Below are 14,629 nucleotides of genomic sequence, written 5' to 3'. Positions count from 1 at the left end.
TACGGCCGGTCAACCGGGCGCTGACAAGAAGGGGGAGGCGATCGGATGCCACACGCCGAAATAGCTGGCGTGGAGGCGACGCCGCGGACCCGCCTGCGCTGGTGGACCGAGCTGCCGCTGATATTGCTGGTCTACGCCTGCTACTCGGCGGGCCGGCTGCTCGCCCGGGGCGATGTCTCGCACGCCGTCGACCACGGCCTGGCGATCCTGGACATCGAAAAGGCCCTGCACCTGAACGCGGAGCACCCGCTCAACCGCCTCTTCACCCGCGAGCCCTGGATCGGCGTCCCGGCGGACTTCTGGTACGCGTCGCTGCACTACCTGATCACGCCCGTGCTGCTGGTCTGGATCTTCAGGTCCCGCACCGTGCACTACCGCGCGGCCCGCACCTGGCTGATGACGTCGACCTTCATAGGCCTGATCGGCTTCACCCTGCTGCCCACCTGCCCGCCGCGGCTGCTCGCCGAGAGCTACGGCTTCGTGGACACGATGGCGCAGTACAGCTCGTACGGCTGGTGGGGCGGCGAGGCGAGCGCGCCCAAGGGCCTCGGCGGCATGACGAACCAGTACGCGGCCATGCCGAGCCTGCACGTCGGCTGGGCGCTGTGGTGCGGGGTGATGCTGTGGCGGTACGGCGGGACGCGCCTCACGAAGGTCGCGGCCGTCGCCTACCCCCTGATCACGACGATCGTGGTGATGGGCACCGCCAACCACTACTTCCTCGACGCGGTGGCGGGCGCCGCCGTGATGGGCGCCGGCCTGCTGCTGACGCCGTACGTCCTGCGCACCGCGGACCGGGTCCGGGCGCGCTTCGCGGTGGTGGCCGCACCCGTCGCGCCGGCCTCCGTCGGCACGGTCGCGAGGAGCGCCGACGCCATGGCCCCGAGCCGCGCCGGTGCCACGGTCACGAGCGGCTCCGGCGCCTCGGTCGGGAGCGGCTCTGCCGACGCTTCTTCCTCAATTGTCAGTGGCGGATGCCAGACTTCCGCGGGTGAGCGAATTCCACGGCAGCGCGAGTCCCGGTTCGGATCCGGAGCCGAGCCGAGTGCCTCTCCCCAGGACGCGGGGGACGGCGCTCCGGCACCGGCTCGCTGAGCTGCGCGGTCCCGAAGTCCCGGCCAAGGCGCTGGACGCACGCGCCCTGGCCGCCCTCGCCGCCAACCCCGGCTGCAAGCGCAGAGCGATCCTGGACGGCGCCGGGGTGAACAAGGCCGCGCTGGCGAGCGCGCTGGGCTCGCCGGCGGTCTTCGGGCAGTCACAGTTCGCCTTCACACGCGGCAACGCCTTCGAGGCCAAGGTCAAGGCGGACGGCGGCGCGGAGCTGCTGCGCCTGGTCCACGAGAAGCTGGACCGCGGTGCCGAACCGCCCGCCCACGCGCGTGTGCCCGAGCTCGTCGCGTCAGGACCCGAGGGCCGCACAGCCCGTACGGCACTGGCGCTGCGCGAGGCCACCGAGGCACGCGGCGAGTGGACCCTGCTCGACCACCCCATGCTCGCGCTGGACGTCGCCGGGTCGCCCGCCTTCCTGGAGCCGGACGCCGTGGTCGTGCACCCGGACGGCAGCTGGACGGTCGTGGAGATCAAGTCCTTCCCGATGCTGGACGGTTCCGCGGACCCGGCGAAGGTGGGCGCGGCGGCGCGGCAGGCGGCGGTGTACGTGCTGGCGCTGGAGCAGATCGCCGGCCGGCTCGGCGCGGAGCCGGAGACCAAGTCGCCCGAGCCGGGGAGTGCCTCGGACAGCGCACCCGCCCCGCGCGTGCGCCACCGGATCCTGCTCGTCTGCCCGAAGGACTTCTCCAACCTCCCCACCGCCTCGGCCGTCGACGTCCGCAAGCAGCGCGCGGTGACCGCCCGCCAGCTGGCCCGCCTCACCCGCATCGAGGACATCGCCGACACGCTCCCCGACGGCACCTGCTTCTCCCCCGAGCTGCCCGAGGCCGACCTGACGACCGCCGTCGAGTCGGTCCCGGCGACCTACGCGCCCGAGTGCCTGTCCGCGTGCGAGCTGGCCTTCCACTGCCGCTCCCGCTCGCGCGCGTCCGGCGCGGTGACATCGCTGGGCCGTTCGGTGCGGGCCGAGCTGGGCGACCTGACGACGGTCGAGGGCGTCCTTTCGGCGGCTCGCGGCGAGTCCGGCGACCCGGACGACCCGGCGGTGGCGGCCCTGCGCAGGGCCGCGTGGCTGCGGGCCGAGGCCCTCGGCCGGGACGCCCGGGACCTCGGCCGGGATGCCGGTGCCTTCGGCAAGGAGGCGGTGGCCGCGTGTCACTGATCTCCACCCTCGCCCGCCTCGAAGCCGTCAGCACGGGCAGCGCCCAGCCCGCCGCCACCGTCCGTCACCGGCGCCTGTCCGAGCGGCCCCTGGTCTTCGTGCCCCTGACCACCGCCGGTGAGGCCGGCGCCCCGCTCGGCGCGCTGGTCGGCACGGACCGGGACGCCCCGCACCTGCTGGTCGTACCGCAGCCGCGCGACCGGGACCTCAGGTTCGGCTTCCTGTCCGAGCTGGCGGACGTCGTCCTGCCCTACCTCGACGCCTTCGCCGAGGACGTCGAGGCCGCCGAGCGCAGCGAAACCGATCCGGAGACCGGCAAGCGGGTCAAGGTCGAGGTCGAACTGTGCGCGGACGCCCCGCAGTTGATCGTGCCGAGCCGCGCGGGCGTCGACTTCGTGCGCCTCCTCGGCCGCTCCATGCGCTTCAGGCGTACGGCGGAACAGGACCCGGAGACGCCGTATCCCGCGCCCCCGCGCGTGCCGTTGCTCGGTCGCTGGCTGACCCACTTCGGCGAGCGGGCCCGCGTGCCGGGCTCCTCGCTGCTGCTGGCCATGACGGACGTGCTGACCCGGCACTGGGCGACCGGCCAGTCCACCCTGGAGGACCAGCACTTGGGCGCGCTGCTCGCGTGGATCGCCCCGCCGGAGGGTGAGACGGGCGCCGAGGCGGCCCTGCGCGCGGAGCTCGCGCGGGACCGGGACGGCCAACTGCTGTGCCCGCCCGCCGGTCCCGCCACCGACCCGGCCTTCGACAACAAGCTGCTCGCCCCGGCCATCGAGCGCTACGACCGCGCGCGTACGGCCCTCGCCGCCGCCGAGGACGGGCTGGAGGCCGACGACCGGCTCGGGGACCTGACCGCCGCCGAGCGGGAGATCCGGGCCCTCGTCGCGAGCCGGACCCGGCCCACCTGGGACGCGGTGTGGCGGGGCCTCGACCTGGTGCGGGAGCTGCCCGAGGCCGGGCGGGTCGAGGAGCGGTGGACCCGGGACCGCTGGTCGTTCACCGGCCACCGCGACCGCGTCGTGGCCGGCGAGCCGCCGCAGCCGCGCCGCGACGACGCGGTCACCGCGGCCAACAAGCTCGCCGCGCGCGAGCGGGAACAGGCCCGGCTGGAGGCGCAGGAGGCGCTCGACGACCCGCTGGTGATGGCGGGGCGGCGGCTGGCCGGGGAGGCGTTCGCGGGCGAGGTCACCGATGTCGTCATGGCGTACAGCGAGGGCAAGCGGCCCAGTCCGCGCCCCCTGGTCACCGTTCGCACGGATGACCGGCCGCATTTGGGCGAGCGCGCGAAGGTGTTCCGGTCGCTGGGTGGGAAGCCTCAGTCGGCGGAGTTCGTCGGCTACGAGGGGGACTTCGGGGATGACGGCGCGCTGATGGTGCTGCGGGTGCTCGACAAGATGGGCCGCGGCAAGGAGCCGGAGGAGGGGTCGGTGCCGGAGAAGGGCGACCTGGTCTGCTTCACGCTGTTCGAGCACGAGCAGCGCGGCGGCGCGAAGCTGCCCGACCCGGAGGAGACGCCGTGGACGCACGGCGGGCCGCCCGGGGAGCAGGTGTCCGAGGCCGCCGATCCGCTGACCCAGGAGGACGTCCTGTGACGGCCGTGTTCAACCCCGGCGCCGCGGCGACCGAGGCCACCGACGCGATCCTCCACGACACGCTGCACGGCACCGCGCGCGGTGTCGTCGTGGACTCCCCGCCGGGCGCCGGAAAGTCCACGCTCGTCGTCCGCGCGGCCCTCGAACTCGCCGACGCCGGGCGCCCGCTGATGGTCGTCGCGCAGACCAACGCCCAGGTCGACGACCTGGTGCTCAGGCTCGCGGAGAAGAACCCCGAGCTGCCGGTGGGGCGCCTGCACAGCAGCGACGCCGACCCGTACGACAAGGCGCTGGACGACCTGCCGAACGTACGGAAGTCGGCTAAGGCGGGCGACCTGAGCGGCCTGTCGGTCGTCATCTCGACGGCGGCCAAGTGGGCGCACGTCAAGGTCGACGAGCCCTGGCGGCACGCGATCGTCGACGAGGCGTACCAGATGCGCTCGGACTCGCTGCTCGCGGTGGCCGGCCTCTTCGAACGGGCGCTGTTCGTCGGCGACCCGGGTCAGCTGGACCCCTTCTCCATCGTCGGCAGCGAGCAGTGGGCCGGCCTGTCGTACGACCCCTCCGGGTCTGCCGTGACCACTCTTCTGGCCCACAATCCGGAACTGCCCCAGCACCGGCTGCCGGTCTCCTGGCGTCTCCCGGCCTCCGCCGCGCCCCTGGTCTCCGACGCCTTCTACCCGTACACCCCCTTCCGCAGCGGCACGGACCACGGCGACCGCAGCCTGGCCTTCGCGGTCCCGTCGGACGGCTCGGGCCCGGACCGGGTGATCGACGAGGCGGCCCGGTCGGGCTGGGGCCTGCTGGAGCTGCCCGCCCGGCACACCCCGCGCACGGACCCCGAGGCGGTACGGGCGGTCGCGACGGTCGTACGGCGCCTCCTGGACCGGGGCGGCGCGGCGACATCGGAACGCTCGCCGGATCCCGCGCCCCTCACGGCCGACCGGGTCGCGGTCGGCACGGCCCACCGGGACCAGGCGGCGGCGGTCCGGGCGGCCCTGACCGAGCTGGGTGTGACGGACGTCACCGTGGACACGGCGAATCGACTACAGGGCCGCGAGTACGACGTGACCGTGGTCCTCCACCCCCTCTCCGGCCGCCCCGACGCCACGGCCTTCCACCTGGAGACCGGCCGCCTGTGCGTCCTCGCCTCCCGCCACCGCCACGCGTGCATCGTGGTGTGCCGGGCAGGGGTGAGCGAGCTGCTGGACGACTATCCGTCGACGGAGCCGGTGCAACTGGGGACGGTGGTGAAATTTCCTGATGGTTGGGAGGCGAATCATGCGGTGTTGGCTCGGCTCGCCGAGCACCGGGTGGCGTGGCGGCCGTGAACGAAACAGCACCCGCACCACCGCACCGGGACCGCAACACCGCCCATCCGCCGGACGGAGTCCGGCACGCCGCCGGAGGCGGCCAACGAATACAGCCCTGATGGCTGGGAGGCGAATCATGCGGTGTTGGCGCGGCTCGCCGAGCACCGGGTGGCGTGGCGGCCCCGGTAGAACCCGGTGACCGTGCCTCTGACCTGCGCCCGATGCCCACTTGCGTGGACGCGGGACAATGGACGGTGGGCCGGTCCGCTGGGGATGCCTCCGCTTGCGGGGGCGGGACGGTGACCTACGAGATCGGTGACGTACGAGGAGGACAAGACATGGCGGAGCCCACGCCGCGTCGGAACGAACCGCGGCTACGCCCCGCGCCCCTGCTCTTCGAGCCCGCGCAGGCGGCCTCCGACCCGGAGCACTTCTTCGACCTGGAGTCGATCGACGACCCGCAGGCGCTGCTGGCACGGGCGACCGAGCTGACGCAGGCGTTCCGGGCGGCGACGGACCGTGCGATGGAGTTCCAGGCCATCGCGGCGGCCCAGCTGGCGGATCCCCGGCGCTTCGACCGGCTGACGCCCGCCGACATCGCCGCGCAGGCCGAGTGGACCGAGGACTACGCCAAGAAGATGGTGGAGTTCGGCAGGGATCTGATGCGGGGGGTCGAGGGACCGGGGCACGTCGATCCGGTGTGACCCCCATGGCATATGCCAGGTGGGCGGGCAAGATACGCCCTGCCAACCCGCCGTGTCCCGGTTTCCGGGAACTCTCGGCGAACAAGCCCTCACCGTCGGTAGATGTATCTGCCATGAGCAGCACATGTAACGCCCCGTTATCGCCCGCCTCCCTCACCGCGGACGGCGCCGCCTGGCTCGCTTCCGCAGAACCGTATCCGCGCAGCACCCGGGCGCTCTGGGACGAGCAGCCGACAGCCCCCGTGGTCCTGGGCTGCGGTTCCGTCTTCGACGTCGTGAGCGCACCCTCGATCTTCGGCCGGCGCATGGTCGACCGGCTCTGGGAGGAAGGCCCGGGATCGGGGCCGGTGGCGATGCTCCGGGGCCGGATGCTGCTGTTCGCCGCGCCCGGCACGGCCCAGCGGCTGCCCTCGCTGCTGCGGTGGGAGGAGTTCGGCCGTGTGGGCGACGTCCCGCCGCTCCTGTGCCACGGCACCGGAGACGCGGTGACCGTCCCGGGCGGGTCCGCCTCCGACGCCCACTCCGGCTCCCGCTGGCTGGTCGCTCCCGACACCCGTAATCCCTGGTTGCCGGGCCCCGAGGTACTGGTCTGGGCGGCCGTGCGGGCGGCTCGCGCTGCCGTTCGGATATCGATTTTTCCCCACCCCGATCAGGGTGCTAAGGTCTACGACGTCAGCAGGCGCCGCTAGCTCAGTTGGTTAGAGCAGCTGACTCTTAATCAGCGGGTCCGGGGTTCGAGTCCCTGGCGGCGCACAGACAGTGAAGCCCCTCGCGGAAGCGGGGGGCCTTCGCATTTGAGGGAGCTCCCGCGGTCCCGCAGGGGCGGCTGGGGGCCCGGGGGTCACCCCCGGGGAATGCAGCATCAGCGGGTCCGGGATTCGAGCCCGGGATTCGAGTCCCTGGCGGCGCACAGACGGTGAAGGCCTCTCGCGGAAGCGGGGCCTTTTCGCGTGCTACCCGGCGCACAACCCGTTCGCCGGGCGCACAACCGGCCCACGACACGTACAGCTACCGCCCCGGCCCACCACCGAGCACCAGGCGTGCCCGTACCACCCCGGCGTACAGCAGGCCCGCCACGCGACCCCGCACTCGGCGCACGCGCTACCTGACCGCCGTGATCTTCACCGTCCACGCCCCCACAGCGGTCCGCCCCTCCACGTCCACCCGCACACCCTCCTCCCGCACCGTGAAGCTCTCACCGAGCCCCACCGGCGCGTCCGCGAGCGGCGGATACACGGACTCCTCCCAGCAGGCCTCACTGTGCGGATGGGCGTCGATCACCTCGACCGGCCCGCCCCCGGACTCGGTCTCGCTGCGCACCCGGTAGACCAGCACCCCCTGACGGCAGCCCTGCGCGTCGTTGCCGACCGAGCCGCGCACCTCGAAAGCGAGGGCGCTCTCCGGCCCGGTGGGGACGACGGCGAGCTTGATGCCGTGGCCCAGCCCGAAGCCCGGGACTGCGGCGCCCTGAGCGCTGCCGTACGAACTGCCGTAGGCGCCTGCGTACGCCCCGTACGAACCGTACGAACCGTACGAACCGACCGCTCCGAACGGGCCGGGCGACCCCGCCGCCCCCGTCTGTACCGGGACCCCGGGCCCCGCCGACAGCGGCTCCAGCGTCAGCCGCGTGGAGCCGGCGCCCTGCCCCTGCACGCACACCACCTGGCGGGGCTCCAGCCATCCCAGCTTCCACTTGTGCCAGCCGAACAGATCCGGCGCCATGCCGAACTGGCTGCCCATCAGGTCCCAGTCGCCGACATAGGTGTCCCAGTCGCCCTTGCCGTCCACGGGGCGGTGGTACAGGTCCGGCAGGTCGAAGACATGGCCGGTCTCGTGGGCGAGGACCAGCCGGTCCGGCGGATGGTTCTCGAACACCGTGACGACGCGCCGGATGTCGGTGCCGTCGGCCCGCAGCGGGGCGTCCAGGTTGACGACCTTCGTGGCGTCGGAGTCGACGCCGGGCGCGTCCGGGTCGGCGACGAAGTAGACGATGTCGTAGCGGGAGAAGTCCACCTCCCGGTCCGCCACGGCGAGGGCGTCGCGCAGATAGGCGGCCCGGTCGGTGACGCGCCAGTCACGCTGTATGGCGTACGCCGTCGACGGACGCGGCATGCGGAGCCAGTGCCGGAGCGGATGCGGGCGCAGGGTGAATCTGCCGTAGGAGGCGCGTTCGAAGAAGCGGGTGGTGGCCGGGAAGTGGTCGGCCGTCAGTTCGGCGGGTGTCGTCAGGGGGGCCGAGTCCGGGAAGGACAGGAACACCATGACCGCGTCGAGTTCACGGTTCGGGCGCGGGTAGGCGGCGTTCCAGGTGTTCAGGCCCTCGGAGTGGTGGGCCGCGGTGCGCCTGAGGGCACAGGGCGCGGGGTCGAACGGTTCGGCGACCGACGGGCCGGCGAACAGGGAGGTCGCGGCGAGCGCCGACATCGTGGTGAACACCGCGGCGGTGCTGCGCAGTCGGGGCCGGTCCCGCAGCAGGCCCAGCCCACGGAGCAGGGGGAACTGACGCGGCACGTGGACCTCCGGGTGCGGTTCGCGGGACACCGCACCCAGCCTGTGTCGGATTGTCGTACTACGTCCTGTTCAGCTGCACCAGACGGGTGAGAGCGCCGAGGGATCGTCAGAACCGACACCCCCGAATCGCTCACGGAACGTCACAACTGGTCGGGGGTCCTAAGAAGCCGTCCACGTGCGGGCAGAAACGATCTGTCACAAGCGCGCGTCACGCGGGAACACTGAACAGTAGGTGGAAGGCCCTCGGGCCAGCCTCTATGATCGGCACACTTTCCTGACACTTTCCTGCACGGACACGGCCCGGTGGCCGCCCCCAGGGCTCGGCTTCGGTCGAGCAGGGGGGCACCCCCCTTCACCCGGCCGGCCATTCCGATGAGACCCATCCGAAGAACGAGTGCACTGCGGGAGCGAGCGGTGAGCGGAACGTCCGAAGGGCCGACGCCCGCGGCAGACCTCATCAGGGCAGCCGTGGCAGAGAGTAATCGACACCCATCCCCCGGTACTGCGGCGCCGCCCCACCCCGCCGCCTACGCAGCCTTCTCCGCCGCCCCCCTGGCGATGGCCGTGGTCGACCGCGAGGGCCTGGTGACCGGCGCCAACCCGTCCTTCGCCGACCTGCTCGGCACGACCCCCGAGGACCTCCCCGGGGCGGTCGCCGCCGATCTGGTGGACCTCGCGTCGGACGCCCGCACCTGGCACACCTACCGCGAGGTGCTGCGCGGCCGGCAGGCCGAACTGAGCTGCACGCGCCGCATCAAGCACCAGGACGGAAGCTCCCTGTGGGCGCAGGTCACGGTCGCGCCCCTGCCCGGCGCGGAGCCCGGCGGCGTTCTGCTGTCCGTCGCCGACATCAGCTCCCAGCGCGAACTCCAGGCGCGACTGCGGCACTTGCAGATGCACGACCTGGTGACCCGGCTGCCCAACCGCACCCTGTTCTTCGAGCGCCTGACGGCCGCGCTGGAGGTGGAGTCGTACGACGAGAGCGGCACCACCGGCCGAATCGGCCTGTGCTACCTGGACCTTGACGGTTTCAAGGCGATCAACGACACCCTCGGCCACCGTGTCGGCGACAAGTTGCTGGCCGCCGTGGCCGAGCGGCTCACGCACTGCGCCGAGGAGGCGGGACACACCAGGTCGATCCCGCCCCTGGTGGCCCGGCTCGGCGGTGACGAATTCGCCCTGCTCATCGAGGACTCGACGGGCACCGAACAACTGGCCGACCTCGCCGAGTCGGTGCTCGAGTCCCTGCACGCCCCCTTCGACATCTCCGGCCGGCGGCTGTCGGTGTCCGCCTCGATCGGCGTCGTGGAACGCCACGCGGCCGGCACCACCCCGACCGCTCTGATGCAGGCCGCCGACACGACGCTGTACTGGGCGAAAGCCGACGGCAAGGACCGCTGGACGCTCTTCGACCCCGAACGCAACGCCCACCGCATGACCCGCCAGGCCCTCGCCTCCACCCTCCGGCCGGCGATCGAGCGCGGTGAGTTCGCCCTGGAGTACCAGCCGTTGGTGAGCATGGACGACGGCCGGCTGCGCGGTGTCGAGGCGCTTGTCCGCTGGAATCATCCTCAGTTCGGCGTACTGGCGCCGAATCGGTTCATCGGACTGGCCGAGGAGGACGGTTCGATCGTGCCGCTCGGCCGCTGGATCCTGGAGACCGCCTGCCGCCAGGCGCAGTCCTGGCAGGTGGCCCACCCCGACGAGCCGCCGATCTTCGTGAGCGTGAACGTGGCCGTCCGCCAGGTCTGGGACTCCGACCTGGTGGCGGACGTGGCCCGGATCCTCGACGAGACCGGACTCGCCCCGCATCTGCTCCAGTTGGAGCTGACGGAGTCGGCGATCATGGGCTCGTCCGGACGACCGCTCCAGGACCTCCAGGCCCTCAGCGACATGGGCGTACGCATCGCGATCGACGACTTCGGCACGGGCTACTCGAACCTCGCGTACCTCAGCCGGCTGCCGGTCTCCGTGCTGAAGCTGGACGGCTCCTTCGTACGGGGCTTCCAGTACGAGAGCGACAACAGCGCGGCCGTTCCCCCGAACCCGGCCGACGAGGTCGTGGTCGAGGCGATGATCCAGCTGGCCCACCGGCTGGGTCTGACGGTCACCGCGGAGTGCGTGGAGACGCTGGCGCAGGCCTCGCGGCTGCAGCGGATCGGCTGCGACACCGGTCAGGGGTGGCTGTACTCGCGGCCGGTGTCGCCGGATCGTATCTCCGAGTTGCTGGGCGTACGGGTGTAGCCGGTCGGGTCAGGCGGCCGGCAACCCGTAGGCGTCCGCGATGAGTTCGTAGGAGCGCAGGCGTACGTCCATGCCGGGCGCGTTGCTCGTGATCATCAACTCGTCGGCGCCGGTGCGCTTTTGGAGGTCGTCGAGGCCGGAGCGGACCTCGTCGGCGGTGCCGTGGATGACGTTGGCGTTCCAGGAGTCGGCGAACTCGCGCTCCATCGGGGTGAATTCGTAGGCCTCGGCTTCCTCGGGCGCCGGGATGAGGCCAGGGCGGCCGGTGCGCAGGCGGACCATGCCGAGGGCGGCTGCCTCGACCTGGCGACGGGCCTCCTTCTCCTCGTCGGTGGCGAGCGCGGAGACGCCGATGAGGGCGTACGGGCGGTCGAGGACGGCCGAGGGCCGGAAGGACTCGCGGTACAGGTCCAGGGCCGGGATGGTGTTCCGCGCCGAGAAGTGGTGCGCGAAGGCGAAGGGCAGGCCGAGGACCGCAGCGAGGCGGGCGCTGAAGCCGGAGGAGCCGAGCAGCCAGAGCGGGGGACGGTGCGGGGACTGGACGCCGCCGGGTGACGTCGCCTGGACCGGGCCGGGGACGGCGTGGATACGGCGGTAGGGGTGGCGGTCCGGGAAGTCGTCGTCGAGGAAGCGGGTGAGTTCCGCGAGCTGCTCGGGGAAGTCGTCGGCGCCCTCGTTGAGGTGTTCGGTGCGGCGCAGGGCGGCCGCCGTGGCGCCGTCCGTGCCGGGGGCCCGGCCGAGGCCGAGGTCGACGCGGCCGGGGGCCAGGGCCTCCAGGGTTCCGAACTGCTCCGCGATGATCAGCGGGGCGTGATTCGGGAGCATCACGCCGCCCGAGCCGAGGCGGATGCGGGTGGTGTGGGCGGCCAGGTGGGCGAGGATCACCGCGGGGGAGGACGAGGCCACGCCCGGCATCGAGTGGTGTTCGGCGACCCAGTAGCGGTGGAAGCCCCGGGCCTCCGCGAGGCGGGACAGCTCGACGCTGGTGCGCAGGGCTTCGGTGGCCGTGTGTCCGGAGCTGACCGTGACCAGGTCCAGTACGGAGAGGGGGACGGGGGCGGTGCCTTGTGCTGTGCCCCGGATCTCGTCCGCCGTGCCCCGGGTCTCGTCTGCCGCCACGTGTGCCTCCTGCGGTTGTGCCGTGCGGTGTCCGTCCGGCGTTAACAGGAGGGTGGCTCCGGTTTATTCCCTCACCCGTGTCCCTGGGGGCGGAACCCCCAGGGACGGTGGCCGAGGGGGCACTACGCCTGGACGATCGGCTCCCTCGTGAACAGTGCGCCCAGCGCCGGAGCGTTCACGCGGCGGGCCGTGAGCCGCAGGGCCTCCCAGACCGTGACCTGGTTGGCGGTGAGGACCGGCTTGGAGAGGTGCTGCTCCAGGGCCGGGATGTGGGACGCGGTGTGCAGGGCCGTGTCCGGGAGGAGGACCGCCTCGGCATCGGGGTGGTCGGCCTCCTTCGCCAGGGCGAACACTTCCTTCTCGCCCCAGGTGCCGACCTCCGCCGCCGTGATGATGCCGGACCCCCGGACCGACACCACCTCCACATCTGCGGCGCGCAGGAAGTCCGAGAAGAGACCCGCCACGTCGTCGGGGTACGTCGCGCCGATCGCCACCCGCCGCACCCCGAGCTCGCGGACCGCGTGCGCGAAGGCGAAGGACGTCGACGACGCCGGCATGCCCGCCGCGACGGCCAGGGTGCGCACCTGCTCGTGGGCGCCCTCCCAGCCGTAGACGAAGCTGCCGCTGGTGCACGCCCACACGACCGCCTCGGCGCCCGTCAGCCGCAGTTCCTCCACGCCCTTCGCGAGGCGCTCGGCAGAGCCCATCTGCAGCAGCGCGTCCACCCGGTGCGCGTCCTCGCCGATGTCGGTGTGCACCAGGTCGAGCCGGATGTCGCTGGCGAGCAACTGCTCGATGCGTGGATAGTCGTCCTCGGCGGAATGGCCCGGGTAGAGGAATCCGAGTGCCGTCATGTCAGCCTTCCTGCTGCTTGCTGCTCCTATTGCTGTTCCTGCTCTGGTACATCCGGTACTTCCGGAAGTGCCGCACCGCCACGCGCCGCCGGATCGATCAGCGCCTGATACGGCCCCACCGCTCGGGTACCCAGTCGGCGCAGCGCAGCCCACATGGTCACCTGGTTGGCCGAGAGCACCGGGATGCGCAGCTCCGCCTCCAGCTGGGGGATCACGTCGTAGGTGGGGAGGTTGGTGCAGCTGATGAAGAGGGCGTCGGCGGCATGGCGTACGGCCTGGCGGGCCATGTCGGCCACATCGCGGTACGGCACCTTCCAGATGTGCCGGGTCAGCCCCATGAACGCGCACCCCGTGACCACGGTCCCGGCCTCGGCGACGTACTCCTCCAGCGCCCGCGTCACCGACACGGTGTACGGCGTCACGAGCGCCACCCGCCGTACCCGGAGCTCGGCGAGCGCCTCCAGGAGCGCGCCGGACGTGGTGATGGACGGCACCGCGCCGGCCCGGGTCATCGCCTCGCACATCGCCCGCTCGCCCGCGATGCCGCCGACGAAACTGCCGGAGGTGCAGGCGTAGGCGATGACCTCGGGGGCAATCGCGTTCAGGGTACGGACGCCCTCGCTCAGCGTCTCGTGCTCGCTGACCAGACGGGCCAGATCGAGGCTGACCTCGACCGGGACGAACGGTGTTCGGGTCAGGTGCAGCGAGACGTCGTCCGGCACCCAGCGCCAGAGTTCGCGGTCCAGCGCGAAGTCGAAGGGGGCGACGACTCCGACCCCACGCTGGGGTAGAGGTCCGCCGAGGAAGGAGATGTCCAGGGAGCTCATTGCAGGCACCGCCCTCACTACGAGAAACAGGTGAGCAACGGACCTCACGCACGCCCGTGTTGACGAAGGTAGGTTCGGGTGCGAGCGTGGTCAAACCTCGCATGTCAGACGGCCATCCGATCCAGCAGAACTCCGAGAATCGCCCCCGCAGACCCCGGAGAGACGACCCCGTATGACCGCACCCACCCCCGGTCCGACACCCGCCTCCGACCCCCGGCCCGACCGCCGGCCCGACGCCCCGCCCACGCTCCTCGTCCTCGACGCCGAGCCCCTCCCCCGCCTCGGCCGTCTCACCGGTCGCACCCGCGTCGAACACGCGGACGAGTCGACCCTCGCCGAGCGGCTGCCGCACGCCGACGTGCTGCTGGTCTGGGACTTCACCTCCCACGCCGTACGGCACGCGTGGCCCGGCGCGGGACCCCGGCCGCGCTGGGTGCACACCGCCAGCGCCGGCGTGGACCATCTGATGTGCCCGGAACTCACCGAGTCCGACACCCTGGTCACCAACGCGCGCGGGATCTTCGACCAGCCGATCGCCGAGTACGTCGCCGCGCTGGTGCTGGCGATGGCGAAGGACCTGCCGAGAACCCTGGAGTTGCAGGGCGCCCGGGAGTGGCGGCACCGGGAGGGGCAGCGCGTCGCCGGCACACGCGCGTGCGTGGTCGGATCCGGCCCCATCGGCCGTGCCATTGCCCGCACGCTCAAGGCCCTGGACATCACCACCGCGCTGGTCGGCCGGACCCCGCGGACCGGCATCCACGGTCCCGACGACCTCGACCGGCTGATCGCCCGAGCCGACTGGGTGATCGCGGCCGCGCCGCTCACCGACCAGACGCACGGCATGTTCGACGCCCGCCGCTTCGGCGTCATGCAGCCCTCCGCCCGGTTCATCAACGTCGGGCGCGGGCAACTGGTGGTGGAGGACGACCTGGCCCAGGCCCTCGCCAAGCGCTGGATCGCGGGGGCCGCGCTCGACGTCTTCGAGCAGGAACCCCTCACCCCCGAGAACCCGTTGTGGCAGGTCCCGAACCTGATCGTCTCGCCGCACATGAGCGGGGACACGATCGGCTGGCGGGATCAACTCGGAGTTCAGTTCGTGGAGTTGTACGAGCGGTGGGAGGCGGGCAGACCGCTGCTGAACGTGGTCGACAAGCAGCGTGGGTACGTACCCGGACGCTGATGTCTACGGC

The 14,629-nt window shown here is 72.2% G+C and carries 12 protein-coding genes and 1 tRNA gene; 9 read left to right on the top strand and 4 right to left on the bottom strand.

Annotation, left to right across the window (positions count from 1 at the left end; translation table 11 throughout):
• Positions 1–45: 45 nt before the first annotated feature.
• The 7 genes from OG331_RS31100 to OG331_RS31070 all read left to right on the top strand — a co-directional run bounded on the left by OG331_RS31100 (position 46) and on the right by OG331_RS31070 (position 6,637).
• Positions 46–1,095, top strand: coding sequence for a phosphatase PAP2 family protein (locus tag OG331_RS31100; protein WP_406202291.1), 1,050 nt, complete (start codon positions 46–48; stop codon positions 1,093–1,095).
• Positions 1,046–2,272: a hypothetical protein gene (locus OG331_RS31095; protein ID WP_406202289.1), complete on the top strand. Its 1,227-nt coding sequence runs from the start codon at positions 1,046–1,048 to the stop codon at positions 2,270–2,272. Before OG331_RS31100 ends, OG331_RS31095 begins: the two co-directional genes overlap by 50 nt.
• On the top strand, positions 2,263–3,867 hold the full coding sequence (locus OG331_RS31090) for a hypothetical protein (protein ID WP_406202287.1): 1,605 nt from the start codon (positions 2,263–2,265) through the stop codon (positions 3,865–3,867). Before OG331_RS31095 ends, OG331_RS31090 begins: the two co-directional genes overlap by 10 nt.
• Positions 3,864–5,198: an AAA domain-containing protein gene (locus OG331_RS31085; RefSeq protein WP_406202285.1), complete on the top strand. Its 1,335-nt coding sequence runs from the start codon at positions 3,864–3,866 to the stop codon at positions 5,196–5,198. Before OG331_RS31090 ends, OG331_RS31085 begins: the two co-directional genes overlap by 4 nt.
• Before the next feature lie 320 nt (positions 5,199–5,518).
• Positions 5,519–5,884: a hypothetical protein gene (locus OG331_RS31080; protein ID WP_383239126.1), complete on the top strand. Its 366-nt coding sequence runs from the start codon at positions 5,519–5,521 to the stop codon at positions 5,882–5,884.
• Between the two features lie 113 nt (positions 5,885–5,997).
• The gene (locus OG331_RS31075) at positions 5,998–6,573 is read left to right on the top strand and encodes a bifunctional DNA primase/polymerase (RefSeq protein ID WP_406202283.1); all 576 of its coding nucleotides are present in this window, start codon (positions 5,998–6,000) and stop codon (positions 6,571–6,573) included.
• Positions 6,564–6,637 (top strand) — tRNA-Lys (locus OG331_RS31070). The genes OG331_RS31075 and OG331_RS31070 overlap by 10 nt, the downstream gene beginning before the upstream one ends.
• Before the next feature lie 348 nt (positions 6,638–6,985).
• Here OG331_RS31070 and OG331_RS31065 read toward each other — a convergent pair.
• Positions 6,986–8,425, bottom strand: coding sequence for a M6 family metalloprotease domain-containing protein (locus tag OG331_RS31065; protein WP_406202281.1), 1,440 nt, complete (start codon positions 8,423–8,425; stop codon positions 6,986–6,988).
• 384 nt (positions 8,426–8,809) lie between these two features.
• Here OG331_RS31065 and OG331_RS31060 point away from each other — a divergent pair, with 384 nt between their 5' ends.
• Positions 8,810–10,639 carry a putative bifunctional diguanylate cyclase/phosphodiesterase gene (locus OG331_RS31060; RefSeq protein ID WP_406202279.1) on the top strand — a complete coding sequence of 610 codons (1,830 nt, stop codon included), beginning with the start codon at positions 8,810–8,812 and terminating at the stop codon, positions 10,637–10,639.
• Positions 10,640–10,648: 9 nt separating this feature from the next.
• Here the strand turns inward: OG331_RS31060 and OG331_RS31055 are convergent, their stop codons facing one another.
• The 3 genes from OG331_RS31055 to OG331_RS31045 all read right to left on the bottom strand — a co-directional run bounded on the left by OG331_RS31055 (position 10,649) and on the right by OG331_RS31045 (position 13,430).
• The gene (locus OG331_RS31055; protein WP_406202277.1) at positions 10,649–11,758 is read right to left on the bottom strand and encodes an LLM class flavin-dependent oxidoreductase; all 1,110 of its coding nucleotides are present in this window, start codon (positions 11,756–11,758) and stop codon (positions 10,649–10,651) included.
• A 122-nt stretch (positions 11,759–11,880) separates the two neighbouring features.
• The gene (locus OG331_RS31050; RefSeq protein WP_406202275.1) at positions 11,881–12,612 is read right to left on the bottom strand and encodes a decarboxylase; all 732 of its coding nucleotides are present in this window, start codon (positions 12,610–12,612) and stop codon (positions 11,881–11,883) included.
• Positions 12,613–12,638: 26 nt separating this feature from the next.
• Positions 12,639–13,430, bottom strand: coding sequence for a decarboxylase (locus OG331_RS31045; RefSeq protein WP_406210391.1), 792 nt, complete (start codon positions 13,428–13,430; stop codon positions 12,639–12,641).
• 181 nt (positions 13,431–13,611) lie between these two features.
• Here OG331_RS31045 and OG331_RS31040 point away from each other — a divergent pair, with 181 nt between their 5' ends.
• Positions 13,612–14,619, top strand: a complete 1,008-nt coding sequence (locus OG331_RS31040; protein ID WP_406202273.1) for a D-2-hydroxyacid dehydrogenase — start codon at positions 13,612–13,614, stop codon at positions 14,617–14,619.
• Positions 14,620–14,629 lie beyond the last annotated feature (10 nt).

This window comes from Streptomyces sp. NBC_01017 (assembly GCF_045162795.1).
Classification (GTDB): domain Bacteria; phylum Actinomycetota; class Actinomycetes; order Streptomycetales; family Streptomycetaceae; genus Streptomyces; species Streptomyces machairae.
The sequence above is the reverse complement of the archived record's forward strand: the minus strand, read 5'-3'. Positions and strand labels throughout refer to the sequence as shown.

Bases quoted from the DNA above. Each gene is read 5' to 3' on its own strand.
- OG331_RS31050 (WP_406202275.1), bottom strand. From the start codon at position 12,612: ATGACGGCACTCGGATTCCTCTACCCGGGCCATTCCGCCGAGGACGAC.
- OG331_RS31100 (WP_406202291.1), top strand. From the start codon at position 46: ATGCCACACGCCGAAATAGCTGGCGTGGAGGCGACGCCGCGGACCCGC.
- OG331_RS31080 (WP_383239126.1), top strand. From the start codon at position 5,519: ATGGCGGAGCCCACGCCGCGTCGGAACGAACCGCGGCTACGCCCCGCG.
- OG331_RS31040 (WP_406202273.1), top strand. From the start codon at position 13,612: ATGACCGCACCCACCCCCGGTCCGACACCCGCCTCCGACCCCCGGCCC.
- OG331_RS31075 (WP_406202283.1), top strand. From the start codon at position 5,998: ATGAGCAGCACATGTAACGCCCCGTTATCGCCCGCCTCCCTCACCGCG.